The organism is Paenibacillus sp. FSL R5-0519 (assembly GCF_037974275.1).
GTDB lineage: Bacteria > Bacillota > Bacilli > Paenibacillales > Paenibacillaceae > Paenibacillus.
In genome coordinates, this window is record NZ_CP150234.1 from 3,846,970 (window position 1) to 3,873,881 (window position 26,912).

Consider the following 26,912-nt stretch of genomic DNA (forward strand, 5'->3'; position numbering starts at 1 on the left):
TGACGGCATTCACGTATAGGCAGATGCCGCCATATGCTGAATGCAGAATACGACGACAGGAAGGATGTTCTATACATGTATTACGAATATAGTCCTTATCTAAGTTATGGAGAAGACCGCTCCTTTCAATTGCCTCCACTGTTCCCAGGAGGTGGCGGTGGCGGCATACCAGGTGGTCAGACGTATCCGGGTACCCCTGGAGGTCAAGGCTCCTATCCTCCATTCATTCCAGGCGGAGGACCAGGTCCATATATTCCTGGAGGCATTCCGGGTACAGCACCGGGGGTACCTGCGCAACTGGCACAAGGCAATCTGCCGACGCTGCTTAGCGCCTATCCGCGGCCGGTAGGTCAGCCTCCCGCAGAGATGCTTTTTCTGTATAACCTGATCAAAAGCAGCCCGGGTCTGCTTCCACTCTTCCTCCAGCAACAGCCGCAAAGTCTCACTCAAGCTGTGCAATTTGCACAGACAGGTGCAGCGGCACCGCGAGAAAACGAAGAACGTGCACTGCCCAACTTTTGCTATAACCGGTGGTCTCTTGTCTTCACATACAATGATGTGTACCTGATGTGGCCTGCCATCAATCTGTTCGGTTTTGTAGTGGGGTACTTCTATCCATTCCTCACGCCAGGCATACTGTCCAATACACAGATTTTGTTTGCGCTCTGCTAAACTTGCCCTTGCCTACAGTAAGAGCCTCGCTTGGAAGCATGATTCCTTCCAAGTGAGGCTCTTTTTCGTTCTTTTAATTAAAGAATCCGTATCGTTAACTCAACACCTGATCCATCTGACGCTTCCTGTCCCGACTGACCATTAGGAAATAAATCAGCAAGGCACCGAGATCCGCACACGCGATAACAATTCCCATTGGCACAGCTGTACCTTCTCCTCCAAGACCGACGAGGGGAGCGACAATACCACCAAACAGGAACGTCATCACACCAATAAGCGCAGACGCACTGCCTGCCGACTTCGCCTGATTGGCCATTGCCAGGGCGAAGGACGCAGTATTGACCAGCCCAACACTGGATACCACCAAAAATAACGGAATCAGTACAGAGATTAGATTACCTCCAGCCAGAATGGCGATGAGCAGTGATGTTCCTCCGAGCGCCGCGGTTAGCAGTCCTGCGATTAACAGACGGGTTTCAGATACCTTACCTGCAAGTCTGCCGGCAACCTGACTGGCCAGAATAATTCCAAGCCCGTTTATGGCAAAGCAGACACTGAACAATTGCGGGGATACCCCGTATATCTTCTGAAGCACAAACGGTGAACCGGATATGTAGGCAAACATGCCAGCCGCTACGAAACCCTGGGTCAACGCATAACCCATAAACTGACGATCCCCTGCGATTTGGCGAAACGTAATCAACGTTTGTTTCAATCCCCCACTTGATCTGCGGCTGGAAGGTAACGTTTCCCCCAGACCGAAAATAACAGCAAACAGCGTCAATATGCCTATGAGGCTAAGCAAAATAAATACGCCCCGCCACGACGTATATGTCAACAATTGTCCGCCAATAATCGGTGCAGCAATCGGGGCTACGCCGTTAATCAGCATTAACAGGGAAAAGAACCGTGTCAGTTCAGGGCCTGAATATACATCTCTGACGATTGCGCGCGAGATGACAATCCCCGCCGCTCCGGCTACACCCTGAATGAACCGCAGCACAACAAAAGAGCCCATCGTAGGGCTGACCAGGCAGAGTATGGAAGCTATAGTATAGAGCATAAGTCCTGCAATGAGCGGTGTTCGCCGACCACGTACATCACTTAGAGGTCCGGCAAGCAGCTGCCCCACCGCAAGTCCAATCATACACGCCGTCAGACTGAGTTGAGCATACGAGGTCGATGAACCGAACTCATCAGCCAGTGTAGGTAATGCGGGTAAATACATATCCAGGGACAATGGCCCGAAGGCCGACAGCGTCCCCAGAATTAATGCCATTCGCACACGCGATGTAGCGTTCGTGTTCAATGAAGCTGTTGTACTTTTCATCGAGAACTATTCCCCGCTACCCAGCAGCTTGAGTAAGTTGGATGGGAGTGTGAACTGTTGGTTGTTAATAATGATACGGCGCAGTTCTTCTTCATCCCGCTCGTTATCAGCATCCTTGATCTCCTGAATTTCCCGGTGAAGTCGCTCCATCTGTTGATCCAGCGCATTTGCCGAATCCGCCGCACTCTTTAACTCTCTCGTCAAATGCTCGGGAACATCCTTATTGTATTTATAAAAAATCTTATGCTCCAGACTCGCCCAGAAATCCATTGCGATTGTACGGATCTGGATCTCCACACATGCTCGTTCCTCACCATTGGACATGTACACAGGCACTTCCACGAGAAGGTGAAGGCTCTGGTAGCCATTTGGCTTTGGATTCTCGATGTAGTCTTTGACCTCAAGTACACGCAGATCACTCTGGTTGCACAGCATATCCTTAATGCGATAGATATCCGAGATAAAGGAACATGTAATCCGTACCCCGGCGATATCCTTGATATTTTGCTTGATGCTCTCAAACGTTAACTCATGATTTTTGCGGAACATCTTATTCATAATGCTCTCAGGAGATTTCAATCTGGACTTTGTATGCTCTATTGGACTGTAATCATGCAGAGACTGGAATTCTTCCTTCAGGACTTCAATCTTGGTTTCCATTTGATCCAGTGCAAATTTATAGATCATCATAAATCTCGTAATTTCATATTTAAATTTCTTGAATTGATCGATTGGATGTGGAGCATTCATCATGGCTTTCTTCCTTTCTTTCTGCACACTAAAGTTAGTTTTATGAATATGAGGACAAGCGGTCAATCCACATATCTCCTGAACCATTATAAATCATCTGAAGCCAATAAACGAATTTCTCACCTTCGGGCTGGCGATTTAGCTTGGAAGGTATGGGAAATTATTAAACGAGCATCATATAGAAGCATCCCTGTCAAAAGGCCGTTCTTTTGCCGTTCATGACTAATAAAAGAGGTGAATCACCCTGCTCTATCAAGTGACGTATTCATCCGACACACTTCGGGTTAAAGCTTATTTATTCCTGCCACGAGGTTGTTCATTACCTGATATTACAACATATGAATCTTCTTATCCCCGCTCTGTCTCATCTGCCTTTCCGGACTTCACTTCCATACTTAAGTCTCTACATCTGCAACCGCTCGCCAGCGACTACCCTGCTGCAAACATACCTAATATCGCACACCCACAGGAACAGTGGCCAGCGCTGATCTATTGTCGCGGCGGACTCGGCAGCTATGGCGGGGTAAATACCGTTTGGCTTGAGCAGTTTGTACAACAAGGTTATATCGTGTTCGCCCCATCCTATCGTGGCAACGAAGGCGGTGAGGGTCGTGACGAGTATGGCGGAAAAGATGCCGAAGATGTGCATGCTGCTTATCGGTTGATACAGCGTTTACCTTTTGTCGACCCGAAACGGATATCGTTAATGGGGTTCTCGCGTGGGGCCATTAATGCAGTACATACCGCAACTGCCTACAATGAGGGACCGGATAAAGTACATAAATTAGTTCTTTGGAGCGGTGTTTCCGATGTGGAACGCACTTACCATGAGCGAACCGACCTGAGGCGCACATTGAAGCGGGTATTAGGTGGCTCCCCCCGCGCAGCTCCGGAAGCTTACCTTGCCCGTTCTCCCTTATCCAAAGCGGACAAACTGTCTTGTCCGGTGCTGATCATGCATGGTACATCAGATACACAGGTGAATTATAGCCATGGAACCCGAATGTATCACTGGCTTAAGCGCCGAGGTGCAAACGTCACATTCCACGCTTATGGCGGGCAGGATCATCATTTTCACGAGAAAATACATGAATCTGCGGTAAACAATATGTTTGATTGGCTCGCTGCACGTTAGCCAGCGCTATGAATTTCATTTTGAAGAAGCATGGGTTATGGCTGTATACTGGATGGGCTACGTTTCTTTTGAAAGGACGGATAGAATGAATCAAAGTACCATCCAAAAATACGCCATGCTGCTTCTCTGTATGTCTGCCGGAATGGTGGATCTGATCGGATATCTGGGACTGGGGCATGTGCTGACAGCCAACATGACAGGAAATATCGTTTTATTGGGTATTGCCATTGCCCGAGCTCAGGAATTTGTTGTGCTCCGATCACTGCTTGCTCTCATTGGTTTTATTGCGGGCAATGCCATTGCAGCACATATGGTTGGACCTGTGCAGACCAAAAATGGCTGGTCTACTAAGGTTACCGCCGTATTTACAGTTGAAAGCATACTGCTCCTTCTGTTTGCAATCGCCATGATTAGCCCATTTTCAGAACAACTGTCCTACCTGTTAATTGTCATCCTGGCCGTTGCCATGGGAATGCAAACAACTGCGGCCCGTCGAATCGGCATTGCTGGCATCTCAACAACCGTGCTAACCAATAATTTGGCCGCTGTGGTTGAGGACACCGTAAGCATTCTTAAAAGACTGCGACATGCTAATATTCGATCGTTAGTCATAGCCCTGTCTACAGACGCCTACCTTCGCGCAGGTGCTGTTGTCATCTATTTGGTCGGTGTCATTGCAGCCGCACTGCTATTCCACCGTGTGCCCATGATCGCAGTCTGGATTCCGGTCCTGATCATTGGCGGTGTAACCCTGTACGCCCGATTACACGCATGGGGAACTTCACGACAAAGTGAAGGTTAAATACCGAATTAGCAACCCTCTTAATTCTTTAAGTGCAATCGCACTATTTATTTCATCAATGCAGCTTCTTGCCGAATAAACTTGACCAGATGCTGTGCAGCAGGTGACAACACTTCCCCTGCTCGTGTACATACGGCAACCGTATTTCTCAGCTGTACTTCTCGAACGAACACACGTGCGAGCTTACCTTGCCGCACATCTTCCTTCACAACCAAAGAAGATATGAAGTTGGCTCCATAACCTGCCTTCACCGCACTGATCGTTTCATTCAGCCCGTTGAACTGAAGCGCAATGCGGGGAGCGGCCAGGTTATTGGTTGTACATAGGGACACGAGTCGCTCACGAGTAGCACTTCCTTCTTCGCGCATGATGAACGGTTCTGCCATCATCTCATGCAGCTCAATTTCTTTTCCCGCATACGGATGGTCTGGATGCACAACAAACCACATCTCATCGTCAAACAATTCGTCCCATTGGACACCCACATGTGTAATACCACTCCCACCATACACTGCAATCTCTGCCTCATATCGAAGTAACTGGTCAAATGCCATCCGGGTGTTGGTTGTGCTCACAACAATCTCTACATCCTCGTGCATTTGCTTGAACCGCGCAATCCAGCCTGGCAACAGAAAATTTGAAGGCAAATAGGTTGCAGTAAGACGGATCAGTCCTTTTTTGCCCTCCCGAAAATCCTGCACAAAATTCTCGACATCCTGCTCCAGCATGAACAGCCGTTCCGCATAACCTGTTAACTGTATCCCTGCATCCGTAAGCACCAGCCTTCTCCCCTCCGAAACAAAAAGCTGAATTCCCAATTCACGTTCAAACTTTTTCACCTGGGAAGATACAGCAGGCTGACTAATGTTCAGTTCCTCTGCGGCACGAGTGACCCCGCCATATCTAACGATGGCATGAAATAATCGTAATCCATGCAGATTCATATGTTACACCTCTTTCACGTTAAGTACATAACCTAAATTTATATTAACATACATAATATATATTTTATTTATATATCTATTCCGGCTATAGTTGAATTATGAAATCCAATACACGAAACAAAGAAAGGAACATATGAAGATGAAAAATATTAATACGACCGACCTGCAGCATACCTGGACTCAAGTCGACAACTACATGAATGATCTGCTTATTCCCTCGGATACCTTGCTTGAGCAAACATTGCACACCAATGCCGAAGCTGGACTGCCCGCTCATGACGTAACGCCAAATCAAGGAAAGTTACTGCAGCTTCTGCTGCAAATCCAAGGCGCATCTCGTGTACTTGAAATCGGCACATTGGGTGGATACAGTACCATCTGGATGGCAAGAGCGTTGCCTGAACACGGACGCATTGTCTCACTTGAATCGGAACCACGCCATGCGGACTTGGCGCGAACCAATCTCACACGTGCAGGACTTATGCACAAGGTTGACCTGAGAGTTGGTCCTGCCCTGACCACCCTTCCCGATGTTCAGGAAGAATATAGAGAACCGTTTGATATGATCTTTATCGATGCTGACAAACCGAGTAATCCCGATTATCTGAGATGGGCCCTGAGACTGACTCGCCCGGGAAGTCTTATTATCGGTGACAATATCGTCAGAGATGGTGAAGTGATCCGTACAGACAGCACGGACCCCAGAGTTCAAGGCGTTCGATCATTCCTGCAGTTAATCGCTGATCACCCCCGGCTTGAAGCTACAGCACTGCAAACGGTGGGAAGCAAAGGTTACGATGGATTCGTCATTGCGCGTGTGATAGATGCCCCTAAACCAAAATAAACAGTGGTCAATTCTTCCGCAAATTCTCCTTTCCTGTTAAACTGGAATCACTGCACAGGCAGACTGGAGGGAACCACTTGAGAGTTTTACAACAGATTCACGCTGAAATTCGCGGCTGGTCCCGCAATATTCAACTTTTTTTCCTGGCAAGCATTCTGTATCAGATCGGAAATGGCATGTTCTCTGTCTTGTACAATCTGTACATTCAGGGGCTGGGCTATAATGATACAATGAACGGCCAGATTGTAAGTATTCAATCACTCGCAACAGCCATTATGTTTGTTCCTATCGGTCTATGCGGTGATCTGTTCAGTCGGAAGCGTCTACTCATTACCGGGGCGTTATTCAGCGGAATCTTCCTGATCGGACGCTCCTTCGATTATTCCGCTACAGGACTGATCTGGTTCGCGGTATTTTCTGGCCTTTTCGCTGGTGTATTCCAAGTACTGGCCATTCCTTATCTGGCTGAAAACGTCAAGAAAAGCCAGCGGCTGAAAATGTTCAGTTATTATTCATCGCTTGTGCTCGCTTCCCAGGTGCTTGGTAGCCTGGGTGGCGGTGTATTCGCAGATTTGTTACATACGGCAGGACTTGCCAAAGTGACCGGATTGCAGACCGTTTTATTTGTTGGGGGCGCAGCAACCCTTGCTGCATTTATTCCACTGTTATTTGTAACCGAAGGCAAGGCCGCTCCGCAGACAACAATTCCGGGGCAACCCGTTCTTCAGCCCAATGCGGATCTAAAAAATAGTTTGACGAATACCTCAAGCACAAATGATTCGATCACCAAGAAAAAAGATTCCCGACTGATTGGTCAGTTTGTAGTCACCCAGTTATTAATCGGATTAGGTTCAGGACTGGTTGTCCCATACCTGAATCTGTATTTCACCAATCGCTTCTCGGTATCTCTGAGTGGCATGAGTCTGCTGATTGCACTTGGTCAGATTATGACGATAGTATCCATGCTGATTGGTCCTACCCTGGCCGCAAGGGTCGGGAGTGTACGAGCCGTAGTCATTTTCCAGGTTATGTCGCTGCCCTTCCTTCTATTAACAGGTTTCACCAACCTGCTGTTCATCGCTTCACTGAGTTTCTTATTCAGACAAGCGTTGATGAATGCAGCCAATCCCATTCATTCAGCCATCCTGGTGGATCGCATCTCGGACAAGCGCCGCGGGATTGCCAATTCACTGATGCAGACTGCTTTCATGATTGGATGGGCTACCATGGGCCCTGTTCAATCCCATCTGGTCACCACATACGGAACGTACTGGGGTTACGCGATCACATTCAGCATCACGGGCAGTTTATATGTCATTTCATCATTGATGTACTACGTAATGTTCAGAGAACCCAAGCCTTCGGCTGCCTCTCTCCCAAGAGAAGCATGAGCTGGACAATAACAGCCTGATTGTTCCCATGCCAAAGAGAGTACCCTCTTGATATCACATCCTGTGGATACTCTCTTTACCTGTGCAGATTTCACTTGAGCCTTTGGCCTTGTTCGATTATAAACAAAATGAGTATTTATGAATAAATTTGGTTGTACATCCAGCCCACAATGCTCACCGTAACTACCGTTGCCCCAATAATAAATGCATAATACCCCATCTTGCTCTTGGACCCCGAAGTCTGATGGTCATAATAATCCGAGTTACGTCGGTAAAACCCCATCCATAACTCTCCGATCATATTCACAACAACCAATACAAAACGTTTAACAAGCCCCATGGTATTCGCATCCCCTCTCCAGATCTACCTTTTTCCATATTAAGTATAATTATCCTATTTAATTAAAACAAGTCAATCAAACGACTTTCGGTGCAATGATGGTCGGTGCAGTTTCTTGCTCCAACCAGGTTAGAATATCAAATGCTTCCTGATCGGTGCTACCGCACATCTCTTCCTCAGCCTGCAATCCACTGCATACGGCAGGTCGCTCTTTTTGGCCAAAAATTCCGCAGCGATTATCATCCGTAAGCTGCACACAACGTACACCTGCCGGCTTGCCATGAGCCATGCCCGGTATCGGTGATGATATGGAAATCGCGATACAACATGCGGCACAGCCTGTCCTGCATTCCATACGTATTCCCTCCTCATTTCAATACTTATAGTACTTACAATACATGTTCAATAAGATCGGTTTTCAGTACCAAGAAGATGGGATGAAACAATCTTTTATATTGAACGATTTATCCAGGTCCAGGTTCGAGCAAGCCCCTGCGCGATTCTCCGATTCATGCTACGATTGGAAAAATACCCTCCATGACTTAGCGGATTCCAACTCATAGCTACGCCGCCAGAGTTCACTTCAATGTCTTCTTTGACCGCTTTCTCATAAGCCGGATCAATGGGGCGTAACGGATAACCCAGAATATCATCCCGATCGTAGAAGTTCACCCACTCCCCTTCCAGTCCAGCATAATAATGATTCACCTGGGCAGAGGGCACCTGAATTGGGCAACTAAAGTCATGGTAACGCAAACTCCATAAAGGCAGAGTTGTACCAAACGAGTAAAAATTAGTCAGCGTGTCCCCCCGCTCCAACGCCGAGCTCACATCCACAACCTCAGGAATACGACTTGACGGATATTGCAGATCATAGAAGAAGTTACTCGCGATTACGGCACCCAAACTATGGGCAACTACACAGAGCGGAGCTTCGGGTCCGTTACGCTGTGCAAGGGTATGCATCGCCTGATTCAACGTTCGATGTACGGCATCATAGTTATGGCCTTGATTTTCCACAGGTTGATATGCAACCGCGTCAGCGAGGTAATGGATGACAAATCGTCGCAGCGTCTGGTAATTCAATCCCGGAGAGCTGACGAGCTGTTGAAACAACATCTCTTCCCGCTCCTCAAATACATCCGCCCAATATACGGGCTCAATATCCAGCATCTGTTTGGAGGCTCCAGGCAAGACCATCACCTTGTCCAATTCCTTATGCAAATAAGTAATCAGCTTGTCCGCGTACCCATCCTTCCGCATACCCAGCCCATGAATGACCATCACCGCAATACGTGTCATGGCTCGCCTCCTCATCGATCGCTAGGATCTCTTACTCCACCATATGAACGCCACCACTCGAACATGCCTGAAGCTTGTTTTATTAGAAAACATACGATATAAAATGAACTAAAGAATATTTACACTGCACACTCCGATGACAGAACAACCTTCCGATCACTGTTATCCCCAGATTTTTTTAATCCTTTTATAAAGGGTAAATCCGGGGATAAAGCGTATGCTTCCGATGCAGCTTTCTTTCAGAAAGCTTTTAGCTCCGCTTCTTCAGGTCCTTTCTGTCCTCTCCGTTTTGTGTAAATATTTAGTTCAATTTATATAGGAACCTGTATTTCTAAAATGTGATTCTTCCATTTTATATACAGTTTACCATGATAACCATGCAAATAACGATCATACAGCAAAAAGGAGCTGCACATCACGCAGCCCCTTCATGTTGTTATATTTAATTAACCTTTCAGATGGACCTTCAACACACCATTCTGATTGGATGTAACATCACCTGTCGTGACTTCCACCCGTTCAACCATATCCTGACCATCTGGAATGATAATCGGTGTAATCAGCGGGTATCCCGCATCTTCAATGACCTTACGATCAAACTCCAACAGCTTTTGCCCAGCCTTAACATGCTCGCCAGTTTCGACATGCATATTGAAACCTTCACCCTTGAGGGATACCGTATTAATCCCGACATGGATCAGAACTTGTAGTCCACTTGCGTGTTCAAGAATCACCGCATGTTTACTCTTGATTACATGGGCTACCTGAGCATCAAACGGAGCAACAACCAGGTTGCCGGAAGGCTCAATGGCAACACCCTCACCCATCTGTTTCTCGGCAAAAGCCGGATCAGGTACTTGCTCCAGTGACACGGCCTGGCCTGTTAATGGTGCCATGATTTCCAGCGTATTCACTGCTTCTTCCCCTACTTGAGCTGCACTACGTGTGCGCTGGTTTGGTTCTGTTTTGGCCGTGGAAGAGGTAACCGCCGAGGAAGATTGCGATGTAGCCGCTGTAGGCTCAGCATCCGTTCCGTTGCTTGCATTACGATCTTCTTTTCTCAGTTTGGCTCTGCCAAAAAGGACCGTCAGTACAAACGGTACCACCAAGACGATCGCCATCCCGATGAAGAAGACGCCCCACTTGTTAGGGAAAATTGAAAGGAAGCCCGGTACACCACCTACACCGATGGAAGTTGCCTGAACATTATTGATCGTCAGCAGCACACCACCAATTGCGGAACCAACCATACCGAAGATAAACGGATAACGGTAACGGATATTCACTCCGAAGATCGCCGGCTCAGTAACCCCGAGGAAGGCTGACACCGAGGATGTTGCCGCAAGTCCTCTCATTTTCTTCTCACGCAGGACAAGCATCATCGCAAGTGCCGCTGAACCTTGTGCGATATTAGACAATGCCAGCATCGGCCACAGGAACGTACCGCCCTGACTACCAATGAGCTGAACATCCACCGCTAGGAATGTGTGATGCATACCGGTGATTACGAGCAGAGCATATAGACCACCGTAGATCAGACCACCCAGCGCCGCGTATGAATCGTATACATAGATCAAGCCGGATGTAATTGCATTCGCAATGGCAAATGTAACCGGTCCAATAATCGTAAATGCCAGAAATCCGGTAATCAGCAATGTGACTGGTGCAACGACCAGCAGTTTAATCGAATCATGTACTCTTTTATTTAGGAAAATTTCCATCTTCGCAAGCAGATAGGCCGATACCAGCACCGGCAGAACCTGCCCTTGATAACCGATCTTCTCAATCTCCCAACCAAACAGATTCCATGTTGGTACTGTGCCATTATTCACGGCATCTGCATAACCATATGCACTCAGCAGATCGGGATGTACCAGAATGAGACCCAGCACGATCCCGAGCAGCGGACTGCCGCCAAACCTTTTTACAGCTGCCCAACCAATTAGAGCCGGCAGGAACGTAAAGGCTGTACTTGCAATCGTATTAATAATGGACGCAAGATCCTTCCAGGCTGGATAGACATCCACCAGTGATTTTCCATCAAAGAAAATGCCTGGACCTGTCAGAATATTGTTAATCCCGAGCAATAGACCTGCCGTGATGATCGCTGGCAAGATTGGAATGAAAATATCCGAGAGTGTTTTAATCGCTCGCTGGATTGGATTTTGCTTTTTACCAGCGACCGCCTTCACATCATCCTTGGAAGAACGATCTCCCCCGGTAATCTGAATCATCTCATCATAGACTTTATCTACCAGACCAGGCCCAATAACGACCTGGAATTGTCCTTGGGAAGAGAATTGTCCTTTGACCAGATCATTCTGATCCAGGCTTTCGGTATCTACTTTACTCTCATCATACAAGGCAAACCGGAGTCGTGTAACACAGTGTGTTGCAGCTTCAATATTCTCTTTGCCGCCGACTGCCCGGACGATCTCCTCAACCTGTTTTTTATCAATTGCCATAGTGTCACTTCCTATTTATAAAATATGATTAGTCCTGTTGTGGAACAAGCCACATATAAGATGCATACGGACTGAGCAAGATTTCCTGCGTCAGAGCAGGAGCCGTCTCTGTATTACCAATGAGTAATTCAGCTGATTTGCCTGCAATATGATCATTCCAGACCACTTCCGGAAGCGAGAATGTGACGTCCCGTTTACTGAAATTGGATACCACAATCAGGGTTTCACTTCCATTGGTCCGTGCGTATGCGAATACATCCGGATGTGCATCGTCCAAACGTTCATACAGACCGTCGATCAGCACGTCTACCTGTTTACGCAGGGCAATCAATTTGCGGTAATGGTAGTAGATCGAATCCGGGTCAGCCAGCTGCTGTTCCACGTGAATGGAAGGATACCGCTCATCCACCTTCAGCCAAGGTGTTCCCGTAGTGAAGCCGGCGTTCTGACTTCCATTCCACTGCATCGGTGTGCGGGAGTTGTCCCGGGAACGCTCCTTCACGATCTCGAACGCTTCCTCAGCTGATTTCCCTCGTTCTTCCTGAAGCAAGCGGTACATGTTCGTCGATTCGATATCGCGAAACTCGCTAACGTCATTCCAGACTGGATTCGGCATTCCGATCTCTTCACCCTGGTATACATAAGGCGTACCTTGCATTCCGTGTATCGTTGTCGCGAGCATCTTGGCACTCTCGGCACGATAGTCACCATCATCAGCGAATCGGGACAGTGCTCGCGGCTGATCATGGTTATTCAGGAACAGCGCGTTCCAGCCTCCACCGGCCTGCATGCCTGTCTGCCACTCACTGAAGAGCTGCTTCATCGCTTCAAAATCATACGGCATCAGTTCCCACTTCTGACCATTCGGATAATCCACTTTCAGGTGATGGAAGTTGAACGTCATTGAAAACTCCCGGGAAGCCGGGTTCGAATATTGGATACAATGTTCCAGTGTTGTGGAGGACATTTCTCCTACAGTCACCATGTTGTACGGTCCGAATACTTCGTCGTACATCTCGGTGATATATTCATGTACACGCGGTCCATCCGTGTAATACTTGCGTCCATCACCAGGTGATACGCTGCCATCGTCATCCGGGAAACGCTGATCTTTGGAGATTAGGTTGATCACGTCCATACGGAAACCATCTACACCCTTTTCAGCCCAAAACTTAATCATATCCCGTACTGCTTTGCGTACTTCCTCATTCTCCCAATTCAGATCTGCCTGCGTTTTATCAAATAAAGTCAGGAAATATTGTCCCGTCTGTTTATCATACTGCCAAGCAGGTCCACCGAACTTGGATTGCCAGTTGTTCGGCACACCGCCATCCGGGGCAGGATCTTTCCAAATATAATAATCCCGATACGGATTATCCTTGGAAGAGCGGGATTGCTGGAACCACTCATGATCGGTCGAAGAGTGATTCACCACGATATCAATCATCAGTTTCATATCTCGAGCCTTCAGACCTTTCAACAGCTCGTCAAAATCCTCCATCGTCCCATAATCCGGATTAATCCGGTAATAGTCCGCTACGTCATATCCATTATCATGTTGCGGGGATACATATACCGGCTGCAACCACACAATATCGATACCCAGATGCTGCAAATAATCAAGCTTCTCGGTTAATCCACGAATATCTCCGGTACCCGATCCGGTTGTATCATTAAAACTCTTCGGATATACCTGATACACCGTTGATGTCTTCCACCAAGATGACGGAGTTGTATTGTTAGAACTCATGTTAACGCCTCCAATAAATTGTAATGCTCTCATGTGATGTTCTCGGTTAACTTCTTATCTATATTACATAACTAAACATGTATATACAAGTTGAAACTATAATATGGTTATTCTTCGCCTCTTCTACACATTCCCCATAAACCTTTCCTCTGTAACATTTATTTTGGAATCCGCGTTCGTAAACTCCATGATATCTGTATTGGTACAACAAAAAACCGTCTGTTCTCCCCACAAGTGGTGTGGGCAACAGACGGTATATCTTGGTTGAACTTGGTTGAACTTTTTAAATGTACTCTGCTGTTTTTTTACTTTTGTAATGGATTGTTATCATAGGGTTGCTGTCACTTGACTTCATCATCACAGCGGAGCCATGCCTCTTATGACATCTCTGGTGAAACCGAAGCACTCCCTTGTTTGTCCTGCAGATTCAACTTCAGTAAGGAGAGCGCAGCTTGTTCTTCCCTTTCCAGTTCAGCAGCACTGATCTCCCCAGAGAGCACGGCACGCATTCGCTTTTGATCCAACAAACCTTCCCATTTTGCAACCACGAATGCTGCAACACAGTTGCCCATCAGGTTGGTGAAAACACGCATTGTATCCATAAAACGGTCTGCACCAAGCAGCAGAGCAACCGCTGCTACCGGAAAAGCATTGACGGCTACTGCCGTTGCGGACAGGGCCAGAAATGCGGAGCCAGGTACTCCTGCCATACCTTTGGAACTTAACATTAACACCAGCAGAATCGTAATCTGCTGCATCAATGTCAGTTCAATCCCTACGGCTTGAGCAACAAATACCGTTGCCAATGATAAATAGATTGAAGCGCCATCCAGATTGAACGAGTACCCTGTCGGCACCACAAGACCCACAACCGCACGATCGCATCCCGCCTTGGTTAGTTTGTCCATCATGCGTGGCATCACCACTTCCGATGATCCTGTTCCAATCGCCAGCAAAACTTCAGCACGGGTATACTTCACAAATTGCAGGAAATTCAGCCCGGTGATCCACCAGGCAGCGAGTGCCAACATGATGAGAAACAACAGCGCTGCGCCGTAACAGGCCAGAATCAACAGACCAAAGGACGACAATGTGGAAGCCCCATAGGCACCTACCGTATAGGCCATGGCTCCAAATGCACCAATCGGCGCAAGTTTCATGATATAACCGATGATGCGGAACACAATGCCGAGCAAGTTCTCAATCAGCGTCAATACATTTTCTTTTGCCTTACTCTCCGCTGCTGCCAACGCAACCCCGAACAGGCAGGCTACGAGCAGTACTTGCAGAAGTGCATTCTGTGCGAAGGCATCCACAACACTTGTCGGAATAATATTCATGATAAAGTCTACCGTGTGCGGTAACTCGGAACCATTCGTTTTCGCTTCAATGCCACTTGCGTCTATGGTTGAAGGGTCTACGTTCATTCCGGCACCTGGGCGAAGCAGATTGGCTGTCCCCAATCCAAGCACCAAGGCCACTGTGGTTGCAATCTCGAACCAAAGGATGGCTTTCAGTCCAATGCGACCAACCGACTTCAGATCACCGATCTTGGCAATGCCTGTGACAATCACCATGAATATCAATGGTGCGATGATCATTTTGATCAATTTGATGAAACCTGTTCCGAGCGGTTGCAGCAAGCTGCCCAGATCCGGCCACAGGATGCCTACGCCAATCCCGATGATTACCGCGACAATAATTTGAAAAAATAATGATTTCACAAATGACATGAACGCTCCCCCTGTTTGCGGTCAATTCGGATTTCCGTTTGGTTTCCGTGTAACTTTTTATATCATTCTAAACCAGAGTTCAACAATGAAATTTCAATGTTTTTGTCATTTGTACCAACTCTATCGGTGAAAATTGAACCAACCGAAAAAAGACGAATATCGCGTCAGTTATCTTGACGTGATATTCGTCTTTATCCAAAAATACAATTATTATTGAACAGGGGTTAAATGTGGTTTACAGGGTAAGAGAATCTCCCGGGGCCAACACACGCCCTTCCAACCCTTTTGCAGCCAGCTGTTGCACGAAGTGTTCCGCATCCTGACGAATCACCGGGAATGTATCATAATGAACCGGAATCGTCAGTTTGGCATTGAACCATTCGGCCGCTTGCAGCGCATCCTCAGGTCCCATGGTGAAATGTCCACCGATCGGCAAGAAAGCTACATCAATGTCATGACGATCACCAATCATTTTCATATCCCCGAAGAGACTCGTGTCTCCTGCATGCAAAATCGTTTTACCACCAATATTAATGATATATCCAGCAGGCAAACCTGCATACATAATGCGTTGTTCTTCTTCCAGCACAATCCCGGAAGTATGGAACGCCTGAATCATTTTGGCTTGAGCAAAGCCAAGATCCACCGTTCCGCCCATATTCATGCCGAGTGTATCCAGGCCTTTCCAGGACATATATGTAGCCAATTCCACAATAGCCACAACTTTGGCGTTATTCGCTTTGGCGATAGGTTCAGCATCGAGGATGTGATCCATATGTGCATGTGTCAGCAATACAACATCGGTCTTGATATCTTCAGGCTTCGTGACGGCAAGCTCGTTGCCACGCAGGAAGGGATCAATGATCAGAGACTTTTCTTCTGTGCCCAGCTGTACACTGGAGTGACCATGGTACGTAATATTCAACAACTCGGATTCCTCCCGACATAGTTTTTATTATTTTGAAACCACTATTGATTATAAATCATAGCTCTTCACCAACGCAAAAATGGATAACTTCCGTCTCACTGCTTCCTACGATATACCCTTGCTTCATATGGTTGAAGCTGAATGGCACCTTCATCGGTAGAATAACGTCTGCTGACATTGCTGATGATCAGTTTTGCTTTCTCAGCACTCCACCCTTCAGGCCACTCCATCTCAGGCTCATGCCCACGGAAATTCAAAATGACCAACATCTGCTCATCATCCAGCGTTCGTATATAGGCATAGATATCCGGATCATCCGGCAGCAGTAGTTCATACGCGCCATAGATCAGCACTTTATGTTGTTTGCGAAGTGCAATCAGCTTTCTGTAATAATGCAAAATGGATTGTGGATCACTTTCGGCATCAGCTACGTTAATCTCAGGATAATTATCATTCACCTGTATCCAGGGCTGACCTTGGGTAAATCCAGCGTGTTCCGTATCATCCCATTGCATTGGCGTACGGGCATTATCACGACTCTTCAGCCAAATCGCCTTCATGACTTCATGCTTCGACTTACCTTGACCAATGTAATGATTATAATAATTTTTCGTCTCAATATCCCGGTATTGCTCGATATTCGGAAAAGCGACATTGGTCATGCCGATCTCTTCTCCCTGATAGATATAAGGTGTTCCTTCAAGTGTAAGCATCCAAGTGGCCAGCATCTGAGCAGAACGCACTCGATATTTACCGTCATCACCAAAACGGGAGACCGGGCGTGGCTGATCATGATTGCCCATATAATTGGCGTTCCAGCCTCTGCCATGCAAAACCGTTTGCCATCGGCTCATGATTTCTTTGAGATCGGTCAATTTCCATTCCTTGTAGTTCCACTTTCCAATTCCGGAAGATTTGGCATCGATGAACATATGCTCAAACTGGAATACCATATTAAGTTCATCACGATCAGTCCCCACATAAGCCAGCGCTTGCTCAGGCCCAAGTCCAGAAGTCTCGCCAACCGTCATAGGTCCGTATGGTTTCAGGATCATGTTATTCAGCTTTTTCAGAATCGAATGGACTTGTTCCAGGTTGGAAAAGAGCTGATATGCCGGAACCACTGGCAGATTGTCCGGATTGTGGGCACTTGGCAGCCCCTCTGCCTTGGCGATATGCGCCACTGCATCGAAACGGAATCCGTCTACCCCTTTTTCCAGCCACCAATGAACCATCTCATACATCTCTTCGGCCATCTGTTCATTGTTCCAGTTGAGGTCGGGTTGCTGTTCCGAGTACAGATGAAGATAATACTCATTCGTCTCGGCATCATGCTTCCACACTGAACCTCCAAAATAGGATTCCCAATTATTCGGCACCTGGCCATTTTTGCCTGAACGCCAAATATAATAATCCCGCTTCGGATTCATCGTTGATGACCGCGATTCGGCAAACCAGGCATGTTCATCCGACGTATGATTTAACACCAGATCCATCATGATCTTGAGACCACGCTTATGTGCCTCTGCTAATAGTCGATCAAAATCCTCCATCGTGCCATATCTGCGCAGAATGGCGTAATAATCACGTATATCGTATCCGTTATCATGTCCCGGTGAATCGTAGATGGGACAGAGCCAGATCACATCCACGCCCAAATTCTCCAAATAATCGAGCTTCTCACAGATCCCCTGCAAGTCGCCATACCCATCTCCGTCCGAATCGTTGAAGCTGTTCGGGTAAATCTGGTATACCACACTCTCTTTCCACCAAACGATATCGCCCACCTCGCTCTCATCTTTGTACAATATATTAAGCCGTTAATATGTTTTATCCGAAATGATTCCCTCGTAAACATTTGAAAGGGTTCTTATGCAAAAAGACCCGGTCATGGACCGCGATCTGCGGTTCAATTCCGAGTCCTTCTTCGTGAATATAAGATTAACTTAAATCCGGCGTATCCGATCCAGGCACCGATCGTGTTCAGAATAATGTCATCCACATCGAACGAACCTACACGTGTAATCAATTGTGTGACTTCAACACCAAGCAGAAGCAAAACCACTGTGGATGTAAAAGTCAGGAACGAACGGCACCTCCGAAACAACCACGGAATCCAGATGCCCAGTGGAATGAACAATACGATATTGCCGAACAAATTCTTGACCCAGGCATCGGTATGGTACCTCTCCCTCTCCAATAGAAGGGGCCGAATGGTCTCAAAGGGGACGAGATTATACTGATAATACAAGCCTTGCGTTCGTCCACTGACAAACAATAAATTGCCCATAATGAGTATGTATAGCACTGCCATGCAACCAACAATTACGAGCATAAACTTGGAGTGGAGCCATGACTTTTCGTTCATTCATTCTATCCTCCGACCTTGTTTTCCGCAAAGCGGTAGGTCTATTTTAACGGGATATAGATCTTCATGTCCAATTGTTCAGGAGTTGATTTCCAGACATCCGTCACTTCAAAGTCGGGTCCTTCCCTCCGTTCATAGTTCGACTGCGGCAGCCAACTGCCATAGATCATTTTCCGAATATCCTGCCCGGAGCCTTCCACGGTGAACTCTGCATACAAGCCGCCCGGGATTTCAATCGAGATAAAACCGGGTTCAAGTACCTGAGATGCTCCACTGCTTTCTTCACCCACAATAAAAGAAAATGCTCCATCCTCTTCAAAATGACTGGCCACACCATAAGCCATATCAGGGCGTGTCCTCTCTGGGATCAGCATAAATCTCTGTTCCATGCCAAAATCATGATAAAATCCGGGTATTTCAGTGTAATGGTGATTGTCATTCAAGTTTGTCTTGTATTCATAGCCGATAATCCAGTTCGGTTCCCGTGTGACCAGACGGGGTGTGTTCAAGTGAAAAGTTCCATCAAGCCGAGTTCGATAATCGTTAAAATCAATGCTCCGTTGCATCTTCAAAAGAGACATCTGATCCGCTTCCAGCTTGCGCAGCTTCGCGGGTGTCATTCCAAAGTAGGCTGAAAATGCACGGGTAAATGCCTCCTGAGATTGATAGCCGAAGTTCATCGCAATGTCCAATATGCCTTCCGATGTGCCCCGCAGCATCCCAGCAGCTTCCGTTAATCTTCGTCTGCGCACATATTCCAGTACCGTGAATCCGGTGATCGCCTGGAATAAACGCTGAAAATGAAACGCCGAAAAGCTCGCAGCAGCAGACGTCTCTCTGATATTAAAATCATCCTGCAAATGCTGCTCCAGATACTCAATCGCAAGCTGAATTCGTGTGTAATGATCCATAGTGACGGCTCCCCTATCTAATTCAAAATATCAAACGATTTCTTATGTAGTATGACTGAGATCCAGTTCACTTTTTTGATTTTGTGTGCGAACTTATATGATAAAAGATACGTGAATAGACAAGTGAATTGCACTTCACTTCATTTTCAAGTGTCACTATGATTCACTTTAAGCCAAAATCCCCTTGTTCTACAAGAAGATGCCCCTACTCTGATTGATTAACCAGTAGAGATCACTCTTGTGAACAAGGGGACCTATTTGTCTAGAAATCTATGCTCAACCTTTCCAGTTCCCCGACACGGGATGAATACCCCAGATATCTGTGGCATACTCACTAATGGTGCGGTCACTGGAGAATATACCGGAATGCGCCGTATTTAATATCGCTTTCCGAGTCCATCCCGGAATATCCCGATACGCTTGGTCAATGGCAGCATGCGCATCTGCATAAGCAGCAAAATCACGCAATACAAAATATTCGTCACCATGAGCTAACAAGGAGTCATAGATATCCCAAAACTCCCCGTCACGATAACAGAATGCACCTGGATGCACCAATTGCTCCACAACCTCGCGAATACGTTCATCATGCTGCACAATCTCATTTGGACGATAGCTGCCGGAACGGTAATACTCAAGCACTTCGTCAGCGCGCAGACCATAGATAAACATATTCTCTTCTCCGACCTGCTCTGCCATCTCCACGTTGGCTCCATCCATCGTACCAATCGTCAAAGCGCCGTTCATCATAAACTTCATGTTGCCCGTACCGGAAGCTTCCTTGCCTGCGGTTGAGATCTGCTCACTAACATCCGCAGCAGGAATGATCTTCTCTGCAAGAGAAACCGAATAGTTTTCGAGGAAAAATACCTTCAGGCGATCATTTACAGCCGCATCCCGATTCACCGTGTCAGCCACGGTGTTGATCAGCTTGATAATTTTCTTGGCAAAATAATAACTCGGCGCTGCCTTGGCTCCAAAGATGAACGTACGCGGCACCATATCAAACGAAGCATCATTCTTCAGCCTGTTATACAGATGCATGACATGCAGAATGTTCAACAGCTGCCGTTTGTACCCATGCAATCTCTTCACTTGCACATCAAAAATGGAGTCCGGATTCACTGTTGTACCGGTATGATCCAGAATATACGCTGCAAGTCGCTCTTTGTTATCCCGTTTAATCGAATGGAATTGCTCCTGGAAAGATGTATTATCCGCAAAACCTGCCAGTTGGTCCAGCTTGCCCGGCTCTGTTATCCATTCGTTCCCGATCGTATCTGTAATCAGATCCGACAGTTTGGGATTGGCATGCATCAACCAGCGACGATGCGTAATACCATTGGTTTTGTTATTGAAACGCTCTGGATACAGCGCATAGAACGGCGCCATCTCGCGCTCTTTCAAAATCTCGGTATGCAATGCGGCAACACCATTCACGCTATGACTGCCTACAATGGCCAGATGCGCCATCCGTACCTGATCGTTTGCAATAATCGCGAGATGCCCTATGCGGTCCTGATCTCCTGGATACCGCTCCAGCAGCATACCACAGAAGCGTTTGTTGATCTCTTCAATGATCATGTAGATCCGCGGCAGCAGCTTGCTGATCATGGCTACAGGCCATTTTTCAAGCGCCTCACTCAGTGTTGTATGATTGGTATACGATACAGTACGCGTTGTGATATCCCATGCTTCATCCCAGCCATAACCCTTCACATCAATCAGGATGCGCATCAGTTCTGGAATAACCAGGGTTGGATGCGTGTCGTTAATGTGGAAGGCCACTTTATCTGGCAAACGATCATACGGCAGCTCCAGTTTGTTGAACGTACGCAACGCACTCTGCACGCCTGCTGAACACATGAAATATTGCTGCTTCAAACGCAACAGCTTTCCTTCGTACTGGGAATCATCGGGATACAGGAATTCCGAGATCGATTCCACCGAACGGCTATAATCCAGATAGCCGTAGTAGTTCGAAGGGGTATCGAGTGAAGTTTCGCGCTTCGGCTCGGCACTCCATAGGCGCAATGTGTTGACATGCGTTTGACCATAACCAATGACAGGCACGTCATAGGGGATGGCTACAACCGATTCGGCATCTTTGGTAACAAACTGATAATGTCCATCCTGCTCGTGAGTTTCAACGCGGCCCCAGAACTGGACTTCCACCTTTTTGTCTGGGCGGCGCACTTCCCATTCGTTGCCTTTATCCAGCCAATTGTCAGGCAGCTCTACCTGATTGCCATTGATGATTTTTTGTTCAAACAACCCATATTTGTAACGAATGCCGCAGCCATGTCCTGCATATCCGAGGGAAGCGAGTGAATCCAGGAAACAGGCAGCGAGTCGTCCCAGACCTCCGTTACCCAGTCCTGCATCTGCCTCTTGCTCTTCTACCTCTTCCAAGGAGAAGCCGAGCTCAGCCAGACTATCACGGACCAATTCCAATTCATTCACATTCAGCAGATTGTTGCCGAGCAGACGTCCAATCAGGAATTCCAGCGAGAAGTAATACACCTGTTTATCCTGGCGCTGCTTAAACCCCTGATTCGACGCTGCCCAATCCTGGCCTGCATATTCACGGATCATACTTCCCAGCACGTGGTATACGTCTTCCTGTGTTGCTTCTTCAATCGGTTTGCCCAATTTGCTGACCAGATTCCGTGTAAAGATACTCTTGAACGTTTCTTTGTTGTCAAACAAAAGTAGGTTCCTCCCGGGGAAATCCTGTAGGATGGTGGCGGTTCATACAAATTTTGCGCGTGAGTGTCAAAGCTATAAATGCTACACTTTCGACTGAAAGCCCGTTCCGGGGACGAATCGTTCTTATGATCGCTGTTATCCCCAGATTTTTTTGATTCCTTTTTATAAAAGGAAAAATCCGGGGATAAAGGCGACCGCTTCGCTTCTTCAGAATCGATTTCGTCCCCTCCACTACGTTTGCACGTATGAAGGAGCTTTTTAAGTGGCACCCCGATACGTCAAAAATGTATGAACCTTAAATCCATCCTACAGGATTTTTATTTTATATATATTTATAGAAGATATCGGTTACGTACGGGAATTAGATAATAGTACTTTTTGCTAAAATGTATGGATTCGACGGGGCACCGATCAGCGTCTGTCCTCCTGTCAGCTTCACGTCTTTATCGAGAATAACGTTCTCAAGAACCGTACCTTCACCAATGTAACATTTCTGCATGATGATGGAACCTTTGATTTTGGCACCTTTGGCCACCTGTACACCACGGAAAAGAATGCTGTCCTCCACCTCCCCACCTACGATGCAGCCATTGGCAAGGAGTGAATGTTTAACATCGGCGGTATCCAGGTATTTGGCAGGGGCTTCATATTTAATTTTGGTCTGAACGGGATCTTCCTTAAACAGTTGTTCATATTGCCCCGTATTCAACAGATCCATACTGTTACGATAATAACTGTCAATGGAATTGATGACTGCGTGATAGCCATCATATGCATATGCAGCGATATTCAATCCATCCGGATTTTTTTGAATCACATCACGGAAGAAATGGCTCTCGCCATGATCAATACAACGCTGCACCTGGCGCAAGAACAATTCTTTTTCCATGATGAAAATTTCTGTATATATATTCGGGTGATTAGCGCTTTGGTGAATGTCCACCACATTACCGTCCCCGTCATGGTCAACTTTGACACAGGCGTCATGCTCAGGAAGCAGTTGATCCACTTTTTTGCAGACCAGTGTAACGTCCGCTCCTTTGCTGATGTGATACCTGTAGACATCCTGGAGGTCTGCTTTGGTCACATGGCGACTACCCGCATGCACAACATATTGCCCTGCACCTCTATGGAAAAAGTCCAAATTGTTATGGAAATGCTGCAAGTCCCCCTGTGATGTGTCTGTTGGATCGTTCCAGTCTGGTGGCAAAATGAACATGCCCCCATGCTTGCGATCCAAATCCCAAGGTTTGCCGTCACCGAGATGGTCCATCAACGAGCGATATTTTCGTCTAACAAATACACCAATACTCTCAATTCCTGCATTCATCATATTGGATAGAACAAAATCGATCAGACGGTAACGCCCGGCATAAGGCACCGCGGCTCCGCAGCGAAAGTACGTCAATTCCTTCAATTCCTCAAGTTCATGGTCAAGGTTAATAACTCCAATCAATTGTTTCATCGCATGCACCGTCCTTTTGACTTCAATTAGGCCTTGCTGGTTATTCCTTGGCGAAGCTGACGTTCCAGTTCTTCCTGATCCACGAGCAATATATCACTCTCATCTTCCGGTGCAGGCGAAATCTGTGTTCCATCGGGAATAACCAATCCTTCTGCGACAATAGCTCGGTAAATGCGCACATTTTGCCCGATTTTCACTCTTGGCATGATGACCGAATCGATAACAGCACTGTTCTCCCCAACGTCTACCCCGTAGAAGAGGACGGAATGGTTGACCTCGCCGTGTACAATACTGCCTTCACTAATAATACAATTGCGGACCTTCGCCGAAGGCGAAATGTATTGGGCAGGTTGGTTCGGATTACGTGTAAAGATACGCCAGTCCGGATCATTCAGATTAAACGGTGTGTCTTCGTCCAACAGGTCCATATTGGATTCCCACAGACTGCGAATGGTACCTACGTCTTTCCAGTAACCTTCGAATGGGTATGCATATAGGGATTTTTCGTTTTCAAGCAACAAAGGAATAATATCTTTACCAAAATCATAGGAGGTGGATGCCTGTTGTTCATCCTGGATCAGGAAACGTTTCAGTACATCCCACTTGAAGAGATAGATACCCATGGAAGCGAGTGTGCTCTTGGGTTCAGGAGGTTTTTCTTCAAATTCATAGATGCTATAGTCATCGTTGGTGTTCAGCACTCCGAACCGGCTGGCTTCTTCCAATGAGACATCAATGACCGAAATGGTGCAATCCGCATCTTTATCTTTGTGATACTGGAGCATTTTTTCGTAGTCCATCTTATAGATATGATCCCCTGACAGAATGAGCACATGCTCAGGATCGAATTGTTCAATAAAGTTCAGGTTACGGAAGATGGCATCTGCTGTACCACGGTACCAACTGCTTCCGTCTTCACGTTCATGGGGAGGAAGTACGTATACTCCGCCATTTTTACGGTCCAGATCCCAGTCACTGCCGATACCAATATAGGAGTGCAGGACAAGTGGTTCATATTGAGTTAATACGCCCACTGTATCAATACCCGAGTTAGAGCAGTTACTTAGCGGAAAATCAATAATTCGGTACGTACCACCAAAATATACTGCCGGCTTAGCCAGTGATTTCGTTAATCCTTTTAACCTCTTCCCTTGCCCTCCGGCAAGCAGCATCGCTACAACTTCTTTTTTCGCCATCATTACAGCCTCCTTCACGTGCATTCGTTCTGATTCATTTCAGAGCCCATAATCGATATTCTGTTGTGTGGACACTGTTGTCATGATTAGGAGCATGCTGTACAGATGTGTAACCAGATGAGCCATATTGCAGTTGAACTTGTTTGATTGTGAAGCCTGAGATAGAGATGATGCGGTGTAGAATTGCCTTGACTGCCTTACAGAGGTGAATGTTAGCTGCAGAACTTAAGGTGTAGCTCGTGACAATGAAATAGACTACTCCTATTTAACATTAAACACGAAACGGACTGGGGAATCTTACTGGAAAACATCGACATCAAGTTAAGGCTCAGATTAACCTATCTCGTGCCGCTGTTATTTATATTGTATTCGATAATAGAGAAGCAAAATCCTTTAGTTTTTGTGCAATTATTAAGTGGAAAAATAAGTAAAAATGTCGAGTTTACACGACAAAAAAGCCGACTTTCGATCCCGGCTCATTTTGTCTATTATTTTGAATTGGATAATCCGTGATCCTCAAGATCAATAGGATCGTACTTTGATGTATCCGTTTCTGAAAAAGTCTATATAATTTTGCGGAATAGCTCCATCACTTCAGCCTTGGAGGGTTGATAGGGATTGCCTGGTGCACAGGCATCTTTCATCGCGTTATCGGCAAGCAATTCCACATCCGGATCTTTCACACCCAGTTCAGACAGTTTCTCAGGGATACCAACTTCCTTCGATAGCTGACGTATGGCCCCAATAACGTAATCGGAACACTCCTCATCACTTCTACCCTTCACATCCATACCAATGGCCTTGGCAATATGACGGAATTTACCGGGAACATGTTTGGCATTCAACTCCTCTACGTAGGGGAGTAGCATGGCGTTACACACACCATGCGGCAGATCGTATACACCACCCAGTTGATGCGCCATCGCGTGCACATAACCCAGACCCGCATTGTTAAAAGCAATCCCGCCAAGGAAACATGCGTACGTCATATGTTCCCGCGCTTCCAGATCACTGCCGTCCCTCACGGCTCTTGGCAAATATTCAAAGATCAGTTCAACAGCTGCTGCAGCTGTCGCACTTGTCACTGTAAATCCACCAGGCGTAACCATTGCTTCCACGGCATGGGTTAAGGCATCCATTCCCGTAGCCGCTGTGAGGCTTGCTGGCTTGCTGAGCATCAACTCCGGATCATTAACCGACAGGGAGACCAGACTATTACGGTCCACCATTACCATCTTTACTTTACGTTCCTCATCTGTAATCACGTAGTTCATTGTCACCTCACTCGATGTGCCAGCCGTGGTGTTAAAAGCTACAAGTGGCACGGACTTATGTTTCGATTGATGCAATCCTTCATATTCACGGATATGCCCACCGTTGGTAGCTACAATGCCAATACCTTTGGCAGCATCCTGCGGTGAACCTCCACCTATTGATATAATGGCGTCACAGCCATGATCCTGGAATACTTGAAGTCCATCATGTACATTCTGACAAGTTGGATTAGGCTGAACCTCATCATATACGACATAGTCTAACCCTGATTTTCTTAATATAGACAGTACCTGCTCTGCAACGCCTGAAGTTATCAATTGACGATCACTCACGACCAGTGCTTTGCAGATACCCATCTGTTCTATCATCTGACCTGCTTCCTGTAAACAACCTCTACCCATCAAGTTCACGGGCGGAACATAATATGCATGTGTTGCCATCTGAACCAGCCTCCTGTAACCCCTGATTTACTATCTCCATTGTAACTGAATCCGTTTTCAGATATAGTGAAATAAATCACAATGGACACGATAAATGTTACACTGAGGTTGATTTTTACCCGTAATGAAAAAAGACGACCCAGAAACCCGAAGGTATCCAAG

The 26,912-nt window shown here is 46.7% G+C and carries 22 protein-coding genes; 5 read left to right on the forward strand and 17 right to left on the reverse strand.

Annotated elements, in window-relative coordinates; genetic code table 11:
- The first annotated feature begins 75 nt into the window (after nt 1-75).
- The gene (locus MKY73_RS17130; RefSeq protein ID WP_339260746.1) at nt 76-672 is read left to right on the forward strand and encodes a hypothetical protein; all 597 of its coding nucleotides are present in this window, start codon (nt 76-78) and stop codon (nt 670-672) included.
- Between the two features lie 94 nt (nt 673-766).
- Here the strand turns inward: MKY73_RS17130 and MKY73_RS17135 are convergent, their stop codons facing one another.
- Both MKY73_RS17135 and MKY73_RS17140 read right to left on the reverse strand, forming a co-directional pair.
- Nucleotides 767-2,002, reverse strand: coding sequence for a multidrug effflux MFS transporter (locus tag MKY73_RS17135; RefSeq protein WP_339302766.1), 1,236 nt, complete (start codon nt 2,000-2,002; stop codon nt 767-769).
- Between the two features lie 6 nt (nt 2,003-2,008).
- A complete protein-coding gene (locus MKY73_RS17140; protein WP_036608962.1) occupies nt 2,009-2,752 on the reverse strand; it encodes a GTP pyrophosphokinase family protein in 744 nt (247 codons plus the stop codon).
- A gap of 256 nt (nt 2,753-3,008) precedes the next feature.
- Here MKY73_RS17140 and MKY73_RS17145 point away from each other — a divergent pair, with 256 nt between their 5' ends.
- Both MKY73_RS17145 and MKY73_RS17150 read left to right on the forward strand, forming a co-directional pair.
- Nucleotides 3,009-3,887: a prolyl oligopeptidase family serine peptidase gene (locus tag MKY73_RS17145; protein ID WP_339302768.1), complete on the forward strand. Its 879-nt coding sequence runs from the start codon at nt 3,009-3,011 to the stop codon at nt 3,885-3,887.
- Between the two features lie 85 nt (nt 3,888-3,972).
- Complete coding sequence (locus tag MKY73_RS17150; RefSeq protein WP_339302769.1) at nt 3,973-4,689, forward strand: YoaK family protein; 717 nt, start codon at nt 3,973-3,975, stop codon at nt 4,687-4,689.
- A gap of 47 nt (nt 4,690-4,736) precedes the next feature.
- On the opposite strand, the gene MKY73_RS17155 is transcribed toward MKY73_RS17150, so the two are convergent.
- A complete protein-coding gene (locus MKY73_RS17155) occupies nt 4,737-5,633 on the reverse strand; it encodes a LysR family transcriptional regulator (RefSeq protein WP_339302770.1) in 897 nt (298 codons plus the stop codon).
- A gap of 133 nt (nt 5,634-5,766) precedes the next feature.
- Between MKY73_RS17155 and MKY73_RS17160 the strand changes: the two genes are divergently transcribed.
- Together MKY73_RS17160 and MKY73_RS17165 are read left to right on the forward strand one after the other, a co-directional pair.
- Nucleotides 5,767-6,477: an O-methyltransferase gene (locus tag MKY73_RS17160; protein WP_339302771.1), complete on the forward strand. Its 711-nt coding sequence runs from the start codon at nt 5,767-5,769 to the stop codon at nt 6,475-6,477.
- Between the two features lie 77 nt (nt 6,478-6,554).
- Nucleotides 6,555-7,868 (forward strand): MFS transporter, encoded by a 1,314-nt coding sequence (locus tag MKY73_RS17165; RefSeq protein ID WP_339302772.1) that lies wholly within the window; start codon nt 6,555-6,557, stop codon nt 7,866-7,868.
- A 136-nt stretch (nt 7,869-8,004) separates the two neighbouring features.
- On the opposite strand, the gene MKY73_RS17170 is transcribed toward MKY73_RS17165, so the two are convergent.
- The 14 genes from MKY73_RS17170 to MKY73_RS17235 all read right to left on the reverse strand — a co-directional run bounded on the left by MKY73_RS17170 (nt 8,005) and on the right by MKY73_RS17235 (nt 26,750).
- The gene (locus MKY73_RS17170; protein ID WP_339302773.1) at nt 8,005-8,208 is read right to left on the reverse strand and encodes a hypothetical protein; all 204 of its coding nucleotides are present in this window, start codon (nt 8,206-8,208) and stop codon (nt 8,005-8,007) included.
- A 76-nt stretch (nt 8,209-8,284) separates the two neighbouring features.
- Nucleotides 8,285-8,563: a YkgJ family cysteine cluster protein gene (locus tag MKY73_RS17175; protein ID WP_339302774.1), complete on the reverse strand. Its 279-nt coding sequence runs from the start codon at nt 8,561-8,563 to the stop codon at nt 8,285-8,287.
- 95 nt (nt 8,564-8,658) lie between these two features.
- Nucleotides 8,659-9,510 carry a chemotaxis protein gene (locus MKY73_RS17180; protein ID WP_339302775.1) on the reverse strand — a complete coding sequence of 284 codons (852 nt, stop codon included), beginning with the start codon at nt 9,508-9,510 and terminating at the stop codon, nt 8,659-8,661.
- 446 nt (nt 9,511-9,956) lie between these two features.
- Nucleotides 9,957-11,975, reverse strand: a complete 2,019-nt coding sequence (treP, locus tag MKY73_RS17185) for a PTS system trehalose-specific EIIBC component (protein ID WP_339302776.1) — start codon at nt 11,973-11,975, stop codon at nt 9,957-9,959.
- Nucleotides 11,976-12,003: 28 nt separating this feature from the next.
- A complete protein-coding gene (gene treC, locus MKY73_RS17190) occupies nt 12,004-13,725 on the reverse strand; it encodes an alpha,alpha-phosphotrehalase (RefSeq protein WP_339302777.1) in 1,722 nt (573 codons plus the stop codon).
- Between the two features lie 377 nt (nt 13,726-14,102).
- The gene (gene dctA / locus MKY73_RS17195; RefSeq protein WP_339302778.1) at nt 14,103-15,458 is read right to left on the reverse strand and encodes a C4-dicarboxylate transporter DctA; all 1,356 of its coding nucleotides are present in this window, start codon (nt 15,456-15,458) and stop codon (nt 14,103-14,105) included.
- Between the two features lie 235 nt (nt 15,459-15,693).
- Nucleotides 15,694-16,386 carry a metal-dependent hydrolase gene (locus MKY73_RS17200; protein ID WP_339302779.1) on the reverse strand — a complete coding sequence of 231 codons (693 nt, stop codon included), beginning with the start codon at nt 16,384-16,386 and terminating at the stop codon, nt 15,694-15,696.
- Between the two features lie 95 nt (nt 16,387-16,481).
- A complete protein-coding gene (locus tag MKY73_RS17205; protein ID WP_339302780.1) occupies nt 16,482-18,173 on the reverse strand; it encodes an alpha-glucosidase in 1,692 nt (563 codons plus the stop codon).
- Nucleotides 18,174-18,295: 122 nt separating this feature from the next.
- Nucleotides 18,296-18,754 (reverse strand): VanZ family protein, encoded by a 459-nt coding sequence (locus MKY73_RS17210; RefSeq protein ID WP_339302781.1) that lies wholly within the window; start codon nt 18,752-18,754, stop codon nt 18,296-18,298.
- A gap of 41 nt (nt 18,755-18,795) precedes the next feature.
- Complete coding sequence (locus tag MKY73_RS17215) at nt 18,796-19,665, reverse strand: effector binding domain-containing protein (protein WP_339302782.1); 870 nt, start codon at nt 19,663-19,665, stop codon at nt 18,796-18,798.
- Between the two features lie 276 nt (nt 19,666-19,941).
- Entirely contained in the window at nt 19,942-22,374 is a 2,433-nt protein-coding gene (locus MKY73_RS17220; RefSeq protein ID WP_339302783.1) for a glycogen/starch/alpha-glucan phosphorylase, read from the reverse strand.
- A gap of 361 nt (nt 22,375-22,735) precedes the next feature.
- On the reverse strand, nt 22,736-23,839 hold the full coding sequence (gene glgD / locus MKY73_RS17225; protein ID WP_339302784.1) for a glucose-1-phosphate adenylyltransferase subunit GlgD: 1,104 nt from the start codon (nt 23,837-23,839) through the stop codon (nt 22,736-22,738).
- 26 nt (nt 23,840-23,865) lie between these two features.
- Nucleotides 23,866-25,035, reverse strand: a complete 1,170-nt coding sequence (locus MKY73_RS17230; protein ID WP_339308646.1) for a glucose-1-phosphate adenylyltransferase — start codon at nt 25,033-25,035, stop codon at nt 23,866-23,868.
- A gap of 563 nt (nt 25,036-25,598) precedes the next feature.
- Complete coding sequence (locus MKY73_RS17235; RefSeq protein WP_339302785.1) at nt 25,599-26,750, reverse strand: iron-containing alcohol dehydrogenase; 1,152 nt, start codon at nt 26,748-26,750, stop codon at nt 25,599-25,601.
- Between the last annotated feature and the right edge of the window lie 162 nt (nt 26,751-26,912).

Coding starts and splice junctions, on each gene's coding strand:
- MKY73_RS17215 (WP_339302782.1), bottom strand. CDS start 19,665: ATGGATCATTACACACGAATTCAGCTTGCGATTGAGTATCTGGAGCAG.
- dctA (WP_339302778.1), bottom strand. CDS start 15,458: ATGTCATTTGTGAAATCATTATTTTTTCAAATTATTGTCGCGGTAATC.
- MKY73_RS17135 (WP_339302766.1), bottom strand. CDS start 2,002: ATGAAAAGTACAACAGCTTCATTGAACACGAACGCTACATCGCGTGTG.
- MKY73_RS17170 (WP_339302773.1), bottom strand. CDS start 8,208: ATGGGGCTTGTTAAACGTTTTGTATTGGTTGTTGTGAATATGATCGGA.
- MKY73_RS17230 (WP_339308646.1), bottom strand. CDS start 25,035: ATGGCGAAAAAAGAAGTTGTAGCGATGCTGCTTGCCGGAGGGCAAGGG.
- MKY73_RS17160 (WP_339302771.1), top strand. CDS start 5,767: ATGAAGATGAAAAATATTAATACGACCGACCTGCAGCATACCTGGACT.
- MKY73_RS17210 (WP_339302781.1), bottom strand. CDS start 18,754: ATGAACGAAAAGTCATGGCTCCACTCCAAGTTTATGCTCGTAATTGTT.
- glgD (WP_339302784.1), bottom strand. CDS start 23,839: ATGAAACAATTGATTGGAGTTATTAACCTTGACCATGAACTTGAGGAA.
- MKY73_RS17130 (WP_339260746.1), top strand. CDS start 76: ATGTATTACGAATATAGTCCTTATCTAAGTTATGGAGAAGACCGCTCC.
- treC (WP_339302777.1), bottom strand. CDS start 13,725: ATGAGTTCTAACAATACAACTCCGTCATCTTGGTGGAAGACATCAACG.
- MKY73_RS17180 (WP_339302775.1), bottom strand. CDS start 9,510: ATGACACGTATTGCGGTGATGGTCATTCATGGGCTGGGTATGCGGAAG.
- treP (WP_339302776.1), bottom strand. CDS start 11,975: ATGGCAATTGATAAAAAACAGGTTGAGGAGATCGTCCGGGCAGTCGGC.
- MKY73_RS17235 (WP_339302785.1), bottom strand. CDS start 26,750: ATGGCAACACATGCATATTATGTTCCGCCCGTGAACTTGATGGGTAGA.
- MKY73_RS17150 (WP_339302769.1), top strand. CDS start 3,973: ATGAATCAAAGTACCATCCAAAAATACGCCATGCTGCTTCTCTGTATG.
- MKY73_RS17175 (WP_339302774.1), bottom strand. CDS start 8,563: ATGGAATGCAGGACAGGCTGTGCCGCATGTTGTATCGCGATTTCCATA.
- MKY73_RS17140 (WP_036608962.1), bottom strand. CDS start 2,752: ATGAATGCTCCACATCCAATCGATCAATTCAAGAAATTTAAATATGAA.
- MKY73_RS17155 (WP_339302770.1), bottom strand. CDS start 5,633: ATGAATCTGCATGGATTACGATTATTTCATGCCATCGTTAGATATGGC.